This window comes from Mesorhizobium sp. M1252 (genome assembly GCF_040318265.1).
Taxonomy (GTDB): Bacteria; Pseudomonadota; Alphaproteobacteria; order Rhizobiales; family Rhizobiaceae; genus Mesorhizobium.
In genome coordinates this window covers 16,344-30,675 of the sequence record NZ_JAMYLX010000014.1, presented here as the reverse complement: position 1 = coordinate 30,675, position 14,332 = coordinate 16,344, and the positions used below count along the sequence as shown (strand labels likewise).

Sequence of the window (14,332 nt, the reverse complement as noted above, 5' to 3'; positions counted from 1 at the left end):
GAGGAGAGTGAGTTATGAAAACGACACTAAGAGGATCGACCCTCAAGGCCGTGCTGCTGGCAGGCGCCGGCCTGTGCATTGCAGGCTCCGCTTACGCCGCCGAGCCGCTGGTGAAAGCCTGCGCCAAGGACGGCCAGTTCGTCATCGGCTTTTCGCAGGCCAACAATGCCGAGCCCTACCGCCAGCACGTCAATGACGAGCTGGAGGCGGCGGCCAAGGAAGTGCCTGGCTTCACGCTGCAGATCGCCGACGGCGCCGGCAACGTCAACACGCAGACCTCGCAGGTCGACAATTTCATCACCCAGAAGGTCGACGTCCTGCTGATCTCGCCCTTCGAGGCAGCGCCGCTGACGCCGGCGGTGAAGCGCGCCATGGATGCCGGTATCCCGGTCATCGAGCTTGACCGCAAGACGGTCGGCGACCCCGGCAAGGACTACACCGCTTTCATCGGCGGCGACAATTTCAAGATCGCCGAGGAAGCCGGAAAGTACACCGCCAAGACGCTGCTGCCCGATGGCGGCGAGGCGGCGGTGCTGCAAGGCCTGCCGAGCTCGACGCCGGCCGTCGAGCGCCTCAACGGCTTCAAGGAAGGCGTGAAAGGTAACCCGAAGGTCCAGATCGTCGCAGAGCAGGCCGCCGACTGGGTGCCGGACAAGGCGCAGGTCGCCTTCGCCGCCATGCTGCAGGCACACCCCGACATCAAGGTGCTGTACGCCTCCAACGACATGATGGCCGCCGGCGCGCTGCTCGCCGCCAAGGGCGCGGGCAAGGACGTGAAGATCATCGGCACAGACGGCCTGCCGGGCCCGGCAGGCGGCATCGAGGCCGTCGCCAAGGGCGACTGGGTCGCAACCTTCACCTACCCGACAGGCGCCAAGGAAGCGATCGAGATGTCGAAAAAGATCCTGCTCGACTGCGCGACCGAAGTGGACAAGACGGTGACGGTGGAGACCACCGCGATCACGGCCGAGAATGCCAAGCAGCTGATGGGGAAGTGAGGGGGCGACGCTCAGCACTGAGGTTGAAAGCAAGGCCCCGGGAGGGGCCTTGTTGCGTTGCGGCGAGCTACGGGTGAATGGCCGCTGCCGGCCTTCAGATCAATGCCATCGCTACCCGTAAGCGGACGTTGGTCTGCTTTAAACCGTAAGTTGCGGCTGCGCGGGGATCGTGATGTTGCCGAATCCGCGCTCGTCGAGATTGCCGGCAGAACGTGATGCGTCGTTAATCACTCAATGTCTGCTGCGATGAACCAATCGTTGATCTCCCGCAATTCCGCACGCGCCTCTTCGAATCTACCCTGTGACCGCAATAGCTTTGCCAGACTATTGGTCGCCTGCAACTCCCAACTCCTAGCGCGCTGCTGCCGCGCAAAGGCAATAGCCTCGCGGAAAGAAGCCTCTGCCGCTCTGTCTCCGACTCCATTTGCAAGTTCGATCTCGCCGCGAATGCGAAGCAAGGCAGCTGTAAAGTAATGCTCGCCAATCTTTTCGGCCTCGCGCAGACCTTTCTCGACGGTCTCTGCCGCTATATCGAATTGTCCAGAGTTAATGAAAGCTTTGGCCAGTAAGCCTAAATAACACGATTTGTCGACTTCCTGATCTTCAAGGTCACTCTCGGTCAATGCCATCATATGGCTTCCCACCAGACTGTCATCGAGGCTTGATGCAGCCAAGCCACCAAAAAAGCGCGCCACCCGTGTCCAGAGATTGAAACCGTTTTCCTGCGCTAATGGCAGAAGTTCATCCGCCAGCCGAGCGATATCCCTGCTCTCTTCGCGGAAGGCGAACAACACACACCCGTTTCCCAAGCAGGCGGCCAAGCGATAGGCGGATTGCTGCCGAACGGTCGCCTCCGCCTCGAGGTAGAGTTTCAGCGCTTGACGGCGATACCCCAGAATATGCAAGGTCCACGAAAGGTAGATCATGGCCATACTCGGAAAGTCGCTGCCGACCTCGTCTGCACTGCCCTTGTGGCTGAGAGCGCGCTCAAGATATTGCCGAGCCTCCGCCAACTCACCCTGACAGAACAGACTCATGCCCTTAAACTGCAGACCTATAACGAGCGCGTTTAGGTAGCCGCCCTCCTCGCCGACTCGAATTAATTCATCACTGGCCGCGAGGGCCTTACCAAACTGGCCCGAGTTGAAATGGGTACCGAAAAGCCCGTCGAGTGCCCTAATCGTCGCCTCCAGTTCGCCAAGCTTCCCGCTCAGCGCTATGGCCCGCTGATACGCGGCACTGCCTTCGCCCGTCACGTAGCCGAGCGCAGCGTACAGAACGTCGCCCAGTTCCAGTTCGAAGCGAAGCAACCTGCGGCTACGATCGTCGGAGTCAGGCAAGAGTTTCGCGGCTTCAAGCCCTTTCCTGAAGATACGCACTGCGTCAACTTTCGCCCAAGTCTTGGCGGCCTTCAGCCCTGCCTGCAGCCAGTAGTCAGCGGCGCGATCGAACAGACCGGCGTCGGCGAAATGCTCAGCGAGCACTTCGGGATAGGCAAAGCCCGCGTTGGGGTCGCGCAGCTCGATGCATTCGGCAATCAATTTGTGAATCTGTTGCGCACGTTCGTGCAGCATCGTGCCTCTAGCGGCCTGCTGGAGCAGCACGTGGGTGAACGAAAAGCCTGCTCCGGCCGTCCCTCGCTCGGCTACGATCAGCCCTGTGCGCATCAGCTCACCAACCGCAGCGCGCAACTCCGCTTCAGGCCAATCACAAATTTCGCGCAGCATGTCGAAATCGAATTCGCGGCCGATCGCCGCCGCGACCTGCGCGACTTCCTTGGCGGTCCCCAGCCTGTCGAGACGGGCAAGCAACGAGAACTGCAGAGAGTTTGGAATGTTGTTCGTGAGTGACAGACGCTTGGGCTGCGATACGTCTAGGCGCAACCCTGTTTCGACCACGCTTCGAGTAAGCTCTTCGATATAGAGCGGGACGCCTTCACCGCGATCGAGCACCGCTGCTACGTCAGCAGCGAGCGCATTCGGACTAATGTCATGGACAATCGCTTCAGCGTCCGCTCGGCTGAGCGCTTCAAGCCTGATATGGTGCCCGTCAGGACCGTCGACCCATGGAACGCTTGCGTTGTTCCTGCTCGACACAAGCAAGAGGGCGGGTGTCGAAGCCAGGCTGGCGACGATTTTTTCGAGAAGGTCGCGCGAGGTCGCATCGGCCCATTGCTCATCCTCGAACAAGATCAGGATCGGGGTAGTTCGCGCCAAATAACCGACCAGATCGATGAATGCTTGCTCGGCAATGTTGCGCTGTCGTTCGGCACTTGTCCCTTCAAGCCTGTCCGGCATTGTCGTCGGCATCCCGAGCAGGCCCGAGAAGATCGCCAGCGCGATGTCGCTGGACACCGAGCCTATCGACAATCCGTTGCGGAGCTTTCGAAGCTTTTCTTCCGTTGAGTCACCGTCCTCGATCGTTGCAATCCTCTGCAACTCTGCGAGGAATGGATAAAGGGTGCTGTTCTCAAAGGTCGGAGAACATTGCATGGTCAGTTGCGGAAAGCTGCGCAGACGCTGCTGGATTTCGTTGAGCAACCGGGACTTGCCGATTCCCGACTCCCCCGAGACCAACACGGCATTGCCACGCCTGTCGCGCACGACAGTCTCCCAGTGCTCCATCAGCAGTCGCAATTCGGCGTTGCGGCCGCACAGCTTGGTCATACGCGCCCGCTTTGCAAAGCGGGTCGGCACCATGCGCGCCCTTTGCACCTGCCAAACCTGGACTGGCGCGGCGAATCCCTTCAGCTCATGTTTGCCGAACCCGGTGAAATCAACCGCGCCGCTTGCGGCCTCGAAGGTCGCCGCGTCGACAAGGATCGTATTCGGCTTGGCCAGTACCTGCAGCCGTGCCGCTAGATGCGCGACGTGACCGAAGGCGACGGTGGATACACCGCTCGGTGCGCCGACGAACTCACCCACCACGACTTGGCCGCTCGCGATACCCATCCTCACTTGCAACGGATATCCCAGATTTGCGGAGATGGTGGCCACCGCATCAACGATCTCGAGCGCGGCCAGCACCGCGAACTCGCTGTCGTCCTCACCAGCTGTTGGATAGCCGAAATAGGCCTGAATAGCATCGCCGATGTAACTAGCCGTCACGCCCTTGCGGCGCCGGACGACGCTGCTGCAGGTCTGTAGAAAGCTCTCAATCAGGTGTTGGAAATCCTCGGGATCCAGGCGGTCGGCATATTCGGTTGACCCCACCATGTCGCAGAACAGGATGGTGAGATAACGCCGTTCCGCAACAGGTTTCGCCGGATTGCCGGGCAAAATGGGGCTAGCCAATGGAACCGGCGTGGTCACGCTCCGGGACCCTCCTTAGTGCGGCGACCATGTAGCACCCAGTCATGTTATCGCAAATCCCGGTGCTCACCAGTCGCTTTCGATCGCGTCAGGTGGTTCATTGAGGCTCGCCACACTGAACATCGGCGTAGATCAAATGGTCTGCCTCGCTAAATGCCGCTTGGCTCTGGTCGAAGCAGAACCGTTTGGGCACCAAACGAACTAAGGTGCGTCGGTTGCATTCACCGGGCAGATCGATCTGGAAGGTGCGCGGCGACATCGACGGCGCTGGATCGCTCCATTTCTTGTGACCAGCAAACGAAACGTTCTCGATCCACAAGCTGGAGCCGGCTGAACCGACTGGACCGGAGATAGCCTCGACGCTGATGCCCTTTGCCTGCTCGATGCTTGGATATTCGCCACTTTGCGGCGGATCCCCGTTTGCCGGAATCGTGCCCGCGCTGACTGCCACATTGATCCTGATATCGTCGCGCTCGGGAACACCACCGTAGCTGTTGCGAAAGGTCCAGCTTAAGCGAAGGACACGCGTCCTGACGTCCTCTCCGGGCGGTGGAGGCAAAACCCGAATCTCGGCATCGGCAAGCGAAGAGCCTTCATCCTGCGCTTCTGGCGCCGGGCAGCGCGTGTAGAGTGGGCGGTAGCCACACTCAGGACCGCCGGCTCCCCACAGACAGTCGCTCAGCTTGCGCCAGTCTTCCAAGCTCAATCGAGGCGTTCCTGAGGACAGGTCATTGCCGGACCCCGGCACCATCCAGGGATGGATGCCGCTGCTGCCGATCGCCCAGTCCGTGCGATGTGCTTCTATGCCGGCGTAGACGGTCTGTTCCTCGTGCAGCTCGAGCAATTGGACCCAGGTTGGCGATGTGACCGCCGGTTCGTACCCGACTGCGTCCGCGGCAAAACGGCGGCCGGTGATTTGTGTGGTAAGCGTGTGGCAGCTTGTGCAGTTTCCGGTCGGATCTTCGACCGTCCTGGCTTGGCTAAGTTCATTGGGATAGGTGCCGGTGTAACCGGAGCCGACCACGCGGAACGGCGCGCCCGGCAACCGCGGTCGGCGCGGTAGAAAATCTCCCAGGCTGAAGGCGGTCGATTTGGAATCGCGGGCTGAACGGAAACCGACCCTGCTCTGTTCAATGTGCGGATCTATCACATAGGGGCTTTTGTTGTCATGGCATGCATGGCACGAGATCTGGAACGTCGGGTCATAGATTTTCTCCGCCGCAACCCTTCCGATGTCATCGGAATAGTTGCGCCCGCCTGGCGGAACGAAGGGCTTTGACCAATCGAACTCGCTCCGGTCCTTGCGGCCGTCGAAGAAGATGATTTCTCCGGATTTCCGATTGAACCCGATGGTGCCGAAGACGGAAAATCTCGGATCCGACCGTGTCCAGTAGGGATCGGTGCTGACCTCGTGGCTGATATTGGACTTTCTGCAGAGGAACAGCCATTCCACGTTGCCGCGCACGACCCTTACTGCACGTGAGTTCAGCCCACAGTAGGTTGAGCTGCCAGTTAGCGAAGGCTTGTCGCATCTGGGCAATGTCGCCGTCCATTTCACCACCTCTCCGTTCTCATTGCTGTGCTCGAACTCCAGCGGAGAGCCCGGTTTTGTCGGATTGGGCTTGAGGTCGACGACATTGCCATCAACTTCCAGTGGGATGACCTTCATCTGTGGGCTGCCGCAATCGCCCTCTGGAATAGGACCGAACACCGCCCGCGCTTCATCGCCAGACCTCGTTATGACGTCGGTGCTCTTTGAGGCTGGCGCCCAAAAGATGTCAGGGTTCCATCGCGTAACGGCTTCGGCGAACGCCTTCCCATCGAGTTCAGCGGGAGCGAAAGCGACGCTGCGAGGGCGCAGCGGCTCGAAAGCGGAACTGCGTGGCAATGGTGACGCCGCGCAGTTGCCCGCCTTGCTGCAAATCATGTCGGCCTGATTGGAGCCTTGCCTCTCGCCGGCTCGCGGCGTCGACACAAAAGCTTCATGTCCGATCGTCCCGGACAACAGGAGAAACGCAACGCCGAGGACAGCAGCGATCAGCGCAACAGCACGCATCTCAGCCCACTGGAGCGTGCCAGTGAACCCATGGCCGATCTCTGGGCGTCATCGCTTCTTCGCTGCGACAGAGCCAGCGTCATAGTCAGCGTGGACAGTAAGCGATTGAAATCGCCACATGCCGTCATCGCCCTTTACAACAGACGCGCGGGCATCCGCCGAATAGTCAAGACTCGGTGCCGAAGAGTGGGAGTCCTGCATTGTCACAAGGACTATCGATTTGGTGTTCACCGTCTTGTCGTCAACCACGTCGAACAAGGTGTTGGTCACGAGATGCCGGGTCTGGAGTTTATCGGTTTCCAGTTTCTTAACTATTATTTTCATTTGCACGAGAAGATCATGTGCCGACTCTGGGCCAAGGTCGAGTGTCAGCTCGAGGACACTGCTGCCTGCATCGCAAATCTCATAGTAAGACGATTTAGGTTCCGCAAAGAGGGTGGCGAACGCGGCTGCATTTTTTTCGTCGATCGTCCAGGCGTAGCGGGACAAAAGATCTTGGATTGCCTGACGGTCTTCGGCCGGAGGATTATTATTGACGTTCCAGCCATGAGTAGCCTCTGTTCCACATGAATCAGCCAAAGCAGTGCCGCTGAAAGCAAAACAGAACCCATACGCCAGGGCAAAATACCTCAAAATCGCGCAGACTGTTATTAAGCCTTTCCAACGCTCGCACATAATGGCCCCCTCGGATGGAGCTTGATGGGAAAGTAGCGGTTCATCTTATACCACGCCAAAAAAGGCGCCAGTGAAAATCGATGTCATTGGAGGCCGGGGATGTCGTATTCCTGAATTTGTGAATTTGTGGTAAGTTGTACTCCCCTGTCTGCAGCAATTTTATTCCTGATTGCCGGATCAGCTGTGGGTGATCTGGCATGTGTTAGCAAAATAAAAGCTCACGTAGTCGAAACAATAGATTCTAATCGTGGTTACACAGGAGCAAAAAATGCCGAACATTGTTCGAAATATGGTGTTTCTAATTTCAGCCTTTTTTAGTATAGTTCCTTTGGCGTTTGCGCAGCAGAATCAGGAAATTGAGATAGTTCTGCAATCGCGCCTGACTTCTTTTGGAAACGATACCCCACTAATTATTGACTTTACTCTCACGAACCGGTCACGCAGCCCGATCAGACTGCTCAGGTGGACCACGCCGATCGACGGCGTCTCGGGCGAAATTTTTTCAGTAGCGAGAGGGTCGCAGCCAATTCAGTATATTGGCCCTTTGGTGAAGCGAGCAGAACCGACCGAGGCTGACTTTATCAATATCGAACCCGGACAATCGATTTCGGTGCCCGTCGATCTGTCATTGTACTACGCCATCTATGAAGCAGGGATCTATGCGGTTACCTATGATACAGAGAGAGTGGGTCTGCTGGTTGGCCCTCAAGGTGCCCTGAGACGCGCCCAGGTTCTGAGCAACGCCGTCACGTTCAGGCTTCTATCCGGTCGAATTCCTCCGGAACGGATACCGCTCTCGGCACCCAAATTCGACCAGTGTGACAGCTCTCAACAGGACGATATTGGCGCTGCGCTGGCGGAAGCAAACAACATAGCCTCGGCTGCCCTGCAGGTTTTGCAGGGCACGCCTTCTGCCCAGCAACCGAATTCCCAACGATATCTGACATGGTTTGGGGCGCATACCGTAGGACTGTACGCGAAGGCCACTGGAAATTTCTCGAAGATTGCGGATGCTCTTGCAAACAAAGCAATATCGTTTGGATGTCACGGCAGCGTCTGCGGACCGGGAGTTTATGCGTATGTGTTCCGTGGTCAACCTTATAATATCTTTGTTTGTCAAAAGTTCTGGTCAGCCGCTCTGAAAGGAACGGATTCAAGATCTGGAACGATTGTACACGAAATTAGTCACTTTGAGGTCGTCGTCTTCACAGACGACTATTCCTCTGGTGGTCAAAATACCGCCAAGCTACTCGCGGTTGAAAACCCCCCGCAAGCCACAGAAAATGCCGATAGTCATGAATACTTTGCGGAGAACAACCCGGATCTTCCGATGTGAGGGACACCCAGGCAACTGATCCAGCGTGGATACGGGTGCCGTATTGCCATCAGAAACGAGAAAAGATCACCGAGGGCCGGACACATTGCGATCGCATGGTGAATGTCCGCTATCGCTCCCGCATACCGAAAGCGGTCCGGTCGCTCTCGCCAAAATGCGACATTCAACTTTCGTCTCGTCCTGTCAGGATTTGGCAAGCCGCCCGCCGGCTGGCTCCGAAATGTAGGATCGAAGTCCTGGCGCGCACGCTAATGCGGACAACACGAACTGGACCGGTTTGGCAGTGATCCACTGCGCGCGCCAAACCCTGGCCGATTCACGGCGCAGCCGTAAACCCGCACTGCTTCTGTTCCATCTCGATCTGCTTCGTGATGCGGATGGCGTTCTGGGCGTAGGCTTCCGTTACCGAGCCGCTGTTGACGGTCTTGTCCTTCAGCGGGCTGACGGCTGCGCAGAGGTGGAAGACATGCTCGGTGTCGGACTTGGCGGCGCCGTTTTCCGGCGCGATCCAGTAGACGACATCCTGGCCATTGGGGTGTGCCGCGTCCTTCGTCGCCGCGGCCACCGTGGTGGAGTCGGTGGCGATCGCCTGCGCCTGGGCGGCGACCTCGGGCGAACAGGCCGTGGTCGGCTGCCCCGCCTTGATCTGTTCCGCGCAGGTGTTCATGTCCTGCGTGTACTGCTCGACCGATGGCGGCTGGTAGCTGACCCCGATCAGCGTCGCCAGCACGGCCAGCACGGCGCCGATACCGCCGGCCACCTTCTTGCTCTTCGGGTCCATGTTCTTGTCGTTGAGGATCAAGAGAACCAGCGGAAGGAAGGCAATCAGCGTGATGATCGCGCCGAGCTGGTTCTGGACAAAGAACCTGAACGTGTCGGATTCGCGGGCCGGGTCCTTCCGGTTGGCCGCCTTCCAGAGCAGGCTGCCGACGATGGCGAAGATCGCGATCCCGACCAGGATGCCGATCAGCAGCGGCAGGTTGCCCTGGTCGAACTTGTGCTTGTAGAGCAAGACGATCCCGGCGATCTCGCCGCCAATGGCGATGACCCACGACAGCACGGCGAACAGGCGCAGCCGCGTGGCGCCGGACTTCTGGCCCTGCGTTGCCTGCCAGTCCTTGGTAACGTCTACGGTCGGCTTGTTGTCGGTCATGACCAGATCCCCCGGTATCGACACTTTTGCGGGGCGTCAAAGGCGCCCGGCGCAGCGTCATTGAACGAACGTCGCCTGCCCCGGCGCGAAAGCGCCACGGCAGACCCCATCCTTATTGCGCATGATGGGATTCGTCCATAGGCGAGGCTGGCGGACGCCGATGCCGGCGATGGCGCGGAGGAGGGCAGGGCAATCGCATAAGGCGGCGCCAGCGAATACCCCCACCCTTAATCCCTCCCCACAAGGGGGAGGGAGACTTGGTAGGCGCTGATCGCCGCAAATCGCCTAGGTTCCACGCCAGAATGGGTGGCTTGCGGCAGCGTTCCCTCCCCCTTGTGGGGAGGGTTAGGGTGGGGGTCCTCTTCGTAAGAACTCATATGTGATCGCCTTGCGCCGACGAAGGGTAGGTGGGTCGCCGAACCCGAGGGAGCGCCATATGCGATCGCCCTGCCATAGGTCGGATCACGCCACCGCGGGAGTGCAACTAATTTGTATACAAATGTTTCTGGCCGGCATCGGTTTGTGAAGCGCTTCACCGTTGCCGCGCAATCGATCGGTTACAGAGGCCGTGCAAGAGCGGGCCTGAGGCAGCGCTCTGCTGCTGCATGGAGGTAACCGATGTTTGAAAGTCTCAGCAGAATTCGCGCTGCCCTGGCGCGCGCCAGCAAGCACAGGAAGACCGTGCGCGCACTGAATGCGCTGCCGACGGAGATCCAGAAGGACATTGGCTGGACGGAGTCGAGGTCGATCGATGAGATAAGGCTGCCGTTCTAGGGCCGCATCCAGCGTCGCTAATATATCGCTCGCCATCGATTGTTCGGAAGCGTACAGTGCAGCATCGTCGGCCACATCAATGGGCGCTGACGCTTGGGAGCGATCATCGCACTCCTGCCCCGACAGGAGGCATTGGAGCCATGGCGGAGCAACCGAGACAGTCCGGTCTGAGCGCCGAGGCGCTCGCGGCCTTGGCGCGGGAAACCGGGGCCTCCGAGCAGCAGATACAAGAGATCGCATCGCTGATCGGCAACGATCGCTCGTCCATCGTGCGCGAAGCGCGCATGGTTGCGGCTGACCGCCCGAAGCGCTGATCCAGGAAAAAGCTGCTGGATTGATTGATGGGGCGTCGCCCCTGATTTGTCGGTTTTGTACGAAGTACAATGGCTGAATCCGAGTCAGCTATCGTCCAATGACCGTTTGCATTTGGGCAGGGCGCCGACGGCTGGGAGATGACATGTGCTCTTGCCCTTGACGGGAGAGAGCGATGGACCAGTCGGTCAGCAAGGAGAAAAGCGGCCTTTTGCGCCGCATGAACCCGGCCGACTTCGCACTGCTTGCGCCGCATTTGCACCATCGTGTGCTCGATCTCAAAGCCCCGCTCGAAATGGCGGGCGAGCCGGTCGCCTCGGTCTGCTTCCTGGAAAGCGGCCTGGCCTCGGTGGTGGCGAGGAACCGGCCGGGCCTGGACACCGAGGTCGGCATCATCGGCCACGAAGGCATGTCGGGCTCCGCCTTGGTGATGGGCGCCGACTGGGCGCCCCATGACTGCTACATGCAGATGCCGGGCGAGGCGGTGTGCATCGATTCCGAGCCGTTCAAGGCAGCGTTGCAGAAAAGCCCGACGCTTCGCGCCTTCCTGCTGCGCTATGCCCATTATCTGCACGGCCAGACCAAATCCACGGCGCTGAGCAATGCCCGCGCCAAGCTCGAGGATCGGCTGGCCCGATGGCTCCTGATGTGTGACGACAGGGTGGTCGGCCATCAGATCCAGATCACGCATGAGTTCCTGTCCGTCATGCTCGGCGTCAGGCGTCCGGGCGTCACCATCGGCCTGCAGATCCTGGAAGGGCGCGGCCTGATCCGGTCGCGGCGCGGCGAGATCGTCATTCGCGACCGGGATGGCCTGATCGCCGTCGCCGATGGTTTCTACGGCCAGGCCGAGGCCGAATACGAACGGCTGCTGGGCTGAGCCTGGCACGGGCTGGAAATGGCCGACGCGAATGCCGGTGAAAGCATGTTGCCAGAGCCGCGCCGGCCATTTGCGGCCATCTGGGGAGAGGCCGCCCGGCAAATCTAGCATCGGCGCAAAAGCGGGCAACGAACCGCAATCGCTTGGTAAAAACCGTACAATCGAATTGTGTTGAACCTTGGTTCGGCAAGAGTATGAATCCGCTGTCGTCGACCATTGTATGGGGCGCTGGCGCCTGAGACTTCGACAGGCTCGCGCGCCCGATGTGAACGGGGAAAACCGAAATGGCAGAACTGCTTTTCGATGTATCCGCCTTCGATTGCGCCATCCTGCGCGCCGCCTTCATCAAATCGGTGATGGAAGACAATGTCCCGGAAAAGCGGTGGCGCGCGCTCGCCGCCTCCCTGGTTCGCGACCTGACCGACCACGAAGACGTCGAGCCGGATCTGCTCGGCTGGATCACGCGCAAGTAGCAATATTCTGACGGTCCGGCGGCTACCCCAGCCACCACCACAGCGCCGCGACCGCCGCAAGCACCGCCGCCACCGACAGCCCCAGCATGATGTAGCTGCCCTTGATGATGTCGCGGATGATCTTCTTCACGCTTTCGCGGTCGTTGAGGTTGGGGAAAGGCTCGTTGGGCAGCGCCACGCCGAGGAAGCCGCAGAGCGGCGCCCAGCCATCGCTGACCTTGAACACCAGAAGCTTCTCCGGCGGCACGGCCGCTATCACCTCCTCGGTATAGGCGTTGTAGCGCGCCACCGCCTTGGCGCGGTCGTCCATCACGCCGGCAAGCGTGCGGCCCCAGATCAGCCTGTGCGACATGTCGCCGAATTTGCGGCCGAACGGCGTCAGCCATTCCAGCACCTTGAACTGCCACAATGTCTCGGTGAAGTGGATGGTGTCGATGGTGCTGTCGTACCAGGCCTCGGCGCCGCGCGGATGCAGGGTGAGCAGCACCTTGGCGTCGGGATAGGCGGCCATCAATTCGCGCCACACGCAGCATCCCGGATTGTCGACCGTCGCCTTGTAATTGGCAAAGACTCTGGTCCAGTCGTGCTGGCTGCCGGGCGGGCTGTTGGCCACCTTGCGCCAGAAGTCGAGATGGCCCTTGTTGGCCTTGTTGAGGATGACTTCCTGCATGTGATAGCTGGGAAGGCCCAGCCTGTTCAGCGCGGCAAAGGTCGACCATGTGCCGGTGCGGCCGAATCCGGCCCCGATGAGCTCAAGCGTCATTTTACCCCCCTTGTTGAGACCGCTTTTCTTTTTATGCCGGTCCGCTCGGAATGAGGTTGCATCCGCGCCCCTCGGCGCGCAACAATTTTCCCTGTCCAGGGCAGAAATGTGTTTGCTTTTTCGTCTGGGCCACGCGGAATGAGGGTTTGGCTATTCCAGCGGGTGAGGGAGCCTGATAATAGGTCAGTCAGATTGACCTAAATCGCATGGCCAGAACGGTCATGCTGGACCAGATGCCGTATCCCGGGAGGTGGGCTCGTGAGTTTGATGGACCTGTTGGCGTCGCGCGCCTCGCGCATGAAGGCGTCGGAAATCCGCGAGCTGCTCAAACTGCTCGACCAGCCCGACATCATCTCCTTTGCCGGCGGCATCCCCGATCCGGCCTTGTTTCCGGCCCAGGCGATCGCCGATGCCTATGCCTCGGTGCTGGGCGGTGCGGAGGCGAGCGCAGCACTTCAGTATCAGGTCTCCGAAGGCTATCTGCCGCTCAGAAAATGGCTGGCCGGCCAGATGGGCAAGCTCGGCATTGCCTGCGACGAGCACAACATCTTCATCACCTCCGGCTCGCAGCAGGCGCTGGATTATCTGGGCAAGCTTTTCCTGTCGCCCGGCGACACAGCACTGGTAACATGGCCGACCTATCTCGGCGCGCTGCAGGCCTTCAACGCCTATGAGCCGCGCTACGACCGGCTGACGCCGGATGGCGGCAACATGACGCCGGCCGCCTACCAGGCGGCGGCTGCTGCCCCCTCTACTTTTGCAAAAGAGGGCGGCAAGGTGAAATTCGCCTATCTCGTGCCCGATTTCGACAACCCGACCGGCGAGACGCTGAATCGCCAGCAGCGCGAGGCGGTGCTTGACCTCGCCGACGAGCTCGACATTGCTATCATCGAGGACGCCGCCTATCGCGCGCTGCGCTATGACGGCGAGGGCCAGCCGCCGATCCTGGCGCTCGACTGCGAACGCTCCGGCGGCATCGAAAACGCCCGCACGCTCTATTGCGGCTCGTTCTCGAAAATCCTGTCACCGGGCATGCGCGTCGGCTGGGTCTGCGCGCCGCGCCGCGTCGTCGAGCGGCTGGTGCTGATGAAGCAGGCGTCGGACCTGCACAGCCCGTCGATCAACCAGCTGGTCATGCACCGCGTCTCCGAGGCCGTGTATGACGGCCAGGTGGAAAAGCTGATCGGCGCCTATCGCCAGCGCCGCGACGGCTTGCTTGCGGCACTCGAAGCGGAAATGCCGGATGGCGTCAGCTGGAGCCGACCGGAAGGCGGCATGTTCGTTTGGCTGACGCTGCCCGAAGGTGCGGACGCCACGGCACTGCTCGCCCGCTCGGTCAAGGAAGCCCGCGTCGCCTTCGTGCCGGGCAACGCATTCTACGCCGACGGTTCGGGCCGCAACACGATGCGGATGAGCTTTACGCTCGCAGATGAACGCGCCGTGGGTGAAGGCGTGCCGAGGCTGGCGAAATTGATGGGCTAATCTCCCCCCTCGAGGGGGAGATGTCGCCGAAGGCGACAGAGGGGGTCGCCGCGCGTGGAGCGCTAACCTTCATCAGTCGCAGGAGGTCGCGCCCAGTCGAGCCGACCCCCTCTGGCCTG

Annotated in this window: 12 protein-coding genes; 7 read left to right on the top strand and 5 right to left on the bottom strand. The window is 60.2% G+C overall.

What is annotated here, in order from left to right; translation table 11 throughout:
• The first annotated feature begins 14 nt into the window (after nucleotides 1–14).
• Nucleotides 15–998: a substrate-binding domain-containing protein gene (locus NKH22_RS24465; RefSeq protein WP_031197244.1), complete on the top strand. Its 984-nt coding sequence runs from the start codon at nucleotides 15–17 to the stop codon at nucleotides 996–998.
• Between the two features lie 227 nt (nucleotides 999–1,225).
• On the opposite strand, the gene NKH22_RS24460 is transcribed toward NKH22_RS24465, so the two are convergent.
• From NKH22_RS24460 to NKH22_RS24450, 3 genes are all read right to left on the bottom strand, one after another.
• Nucleotides 1,226–4,309, bottom strand: a complete 3,084-nt coding sequence (locus NKH22_RS24460; protein ID WP_352911337.1) for an ATP-binding protein — start codon at nucleotides 4,307–4,309, stop codon at nucleotides 1,226–1,228.
• A 97-nt stretch (nucleotides 4,310–4,406) separates the two neighbouring features.
• The gene (locus NKH22_RS24455; RefSeq protein WP_023693771.1) at nucleotides 4,407–6,365 is read right to left on the bottom strand and encodes a hypothetical protein; all 1,959 of its coding nucleotides are present in this window, start codon (nucleotides 6,363–6,365) and stop codon (nucleotides 4,407–4,409) included.
• A gap of 48 nt (nucleotides 6,366–6,413) precedes the next feature.
• Nucleotides 6,414–7,040: a nuclear transport factor 2 family protein gene (locus NKH22_RS24450; RefSeq protein WP_023693770.1), complete on the bottom strand. Its 627-nt coding sequence runs from the start codon at nucleotides 7,038–7,040 to the stop codon at nucleotides 6,414–6,416.
• A gap of 268 nt (nucleotides 7,041–7,308) precedes the next feature.
• Here NKH22_RS24450 and NKH22_RS24445 point away from each other — a divergent pair, with 268 nt between their 5' ends.
• The gene (locus tag NKH22_RS24445; RefSeq protein WP_023735414.1) at nucleotides 7,309–8,376 is read left to right on the top strand and encodes a M35 family metallo-endopeptidase; all 1,068 of its coding nucleotides are present in this window, start codon (nucleotides 7,309–7,311) and stop codon (nucleotides 8,374–8,376) included.
• A 316-nt stretch (nucleotides 8,377–8,692) separates the two neighbouring features.
• On the opposite strand, the gene NKH22_RS24440 is transcribed toward NKH22_RS24445, so the two are convergent.
• Complete coding sequence (locus NKH22_RS24440) at nucleotides 8,693–9,529, bottom strand: SLC5/6 family protein (protein ID WP_023697775.1); 837 nt, start codon at nucleotides 9,527–9,529, stop codon at nucleotides 8,693–8,695.
• 618 nt (nucleotides 9,530–10,147) lie between these two features.
• On the opposite strand from NKH22_RS24440, the gene NKH22_RS24435 reads away from it, so the two are divergent.
• From NKH22_RS24435 to NKH22_RS24420, 4 genes are all read left to right on the top strand, one after another.
• Nucleotides 10,148–10,303 (top strand): DUF1127 domain-containing protein, encoded by a 156-nt coding sequence (locus NKH22_RS24435; RefSeq protein ID WP_023671409.1) that lies wholly within the window; start codon nucleotides 10,148–10,150, stop codon nucleotides 10,301–10,303.
• Nucleotides 10,304–10,443: 140 nt separating this feature from the next.
• On the top strand, nucleotides 10,444–10,617 hold the full coding sequence (locus NKH22_RS24430; protein ID WP_023689840.1) for a hypothetical protein: 174 nt from the start codon (nucleotides 10,444–10,446) through the stop codon (nucleotides 10,615–10,617).
• 173 nt (nucleotides 10,618–10,790) lie between these two features.
• Entirely contained in the window at nucleotides 10,791–11,495 is a 705-nt protein-coding gene (locus NKH22_RS24425) for a Crp/Fnr family transcriptional regulator (RefSeq protein ID WP_023685922.1), read from the top strand.
• Between the two features lie 284 nt (nucleotides 11,496–11,779).
• Nucleotides 11,780–11,968 carry a hypothetical protein gene (locus NKH22_RS24420; protein ID WP_023671412.1) on the top strand — a complete coding sequence of 63 codons (189 nt, stop codon included), beginning with the start codon at nucleotides 11,780–11,782 and terminating at the stop codon, nucleotides 11,966–11,968.
• A gap of 22 nt (nucleotides 11,969–11,990) precedes the next feature.
• On the opposite strand, the gene NKH22_RS24415 is transcribed toward NKH22_RS24420, so the two are convergent.
• Nucleotides 11,991–12,731, bottom strand: a complete 741-nt coding sequence (locus NKH22_RS24415) for a sulfotransferase family protein (protein ID WP_023697773.1) — start codon at nucleotides 12,729–12,731, stop codon at nucleotides 11,991–11,993.
• A gap of 267 nt (nucleotides 12,732–12,998) precedes the next feature.
• Here NKH22_RS24415 and NKH22_RS24410 point away from each other — a divergent pair, with 267 nt between their 5' ends.
• The gene (locus tag NKH22_RS24410) at nucleotides 12,999–14,213 is read left to right on the top strand and encodes an aminotransferase-like domain-containing protein (protein ID WP_031198049.1); all 1,215 of its coding nucleotides are present in this window, start codon (nucleotides 12,999–13,001) and stop codon (nucleotides 14,211–14,213) included.
• The last annotated feature ends 119 nt before the right edge of the window (nucleotides 14,214–14,332 follow it).

Bases quoted from the DNA above. Each gene is read 5' to 3' on its own strand.
- NKH22_RS24445 (WP_023735414.1), top strand. From the start codon at position 7,309: ATGCCGAACATTGTTCGAAATATGGTGTTTCTAATTTCAGCCTTTTTT.
- NKH22_RS24440 (WP_023697775.1), bottom strand. From the start codon at position 9,529: ATGACCGACAACAAGCCGACCGTAGACGTTACCAAGGACTGGCAGGCA.
- NKH22_RS24415 (WP_023697773.1), bottom strand. From the start codon at position 12,731: ATGACGCTTGAGCTCATCGGGGCCGGATTCGGCCGCACCGGCACATGG.
- NKH22_RS24455 (WP_023693771.1), bottom strand. From the start codon at position 6,365: ATGCGTGCTGTTGCGCTGATCGCTGCTGTCCTCGGCGTTGCGTTTCTC.
- NKH22_RS24425 (WP_023685922.1), top strand. From the start codon at position 10,791: ATGGACCAGTCGGTCAGCAAGGAGAAAAGCGGCCTTTTGCGCCGCATG.
- NKH22_RS24410 (WP_031198049.1), top strand. From the start codon at position 12,999: ATGGACCTGTTGGCGTCGCGCGCCTCGCGCATGAAGGCGTCGGAAATC.
- NKH22_RS24430 (WP_023689840.1), top strand. From the start codon at position 10,444: ATGGCGGAGCAACCGAGACAGTCCGGTCTGAGCGCCGAGGCGCTCGCG.
- NKH22_RS24435 (WP_023671409.1), top strand. From the start codon at position 10,148: ATGTTTGAAAGTCTCAGCAGAATTCGCGCTGCCCTGGCGCGCGCCAGC.
- NKH22_RS24450 (WP_023693770.1), bottom strand. From the start codon at position 7,040: ATGTGCGAGCGTTGGAAAGGCTTAATAACAGTCTGCGCGATTTTGAGG.
- NKH22_RS24420 (WP_023671412.1), top strand. From the start codon at position 11,780: ATGGCAGAACTGCTTTTCGATGTATCCGCCTTCGATTGCGCCATCCTG.
- NKH22_RS24465 (WP_031197244.1), top strand. From the start codon at position 15: ATGAAAACGACACTAAGAGGATCGACCCTCAAGGCCGTGCTGCTGGCA.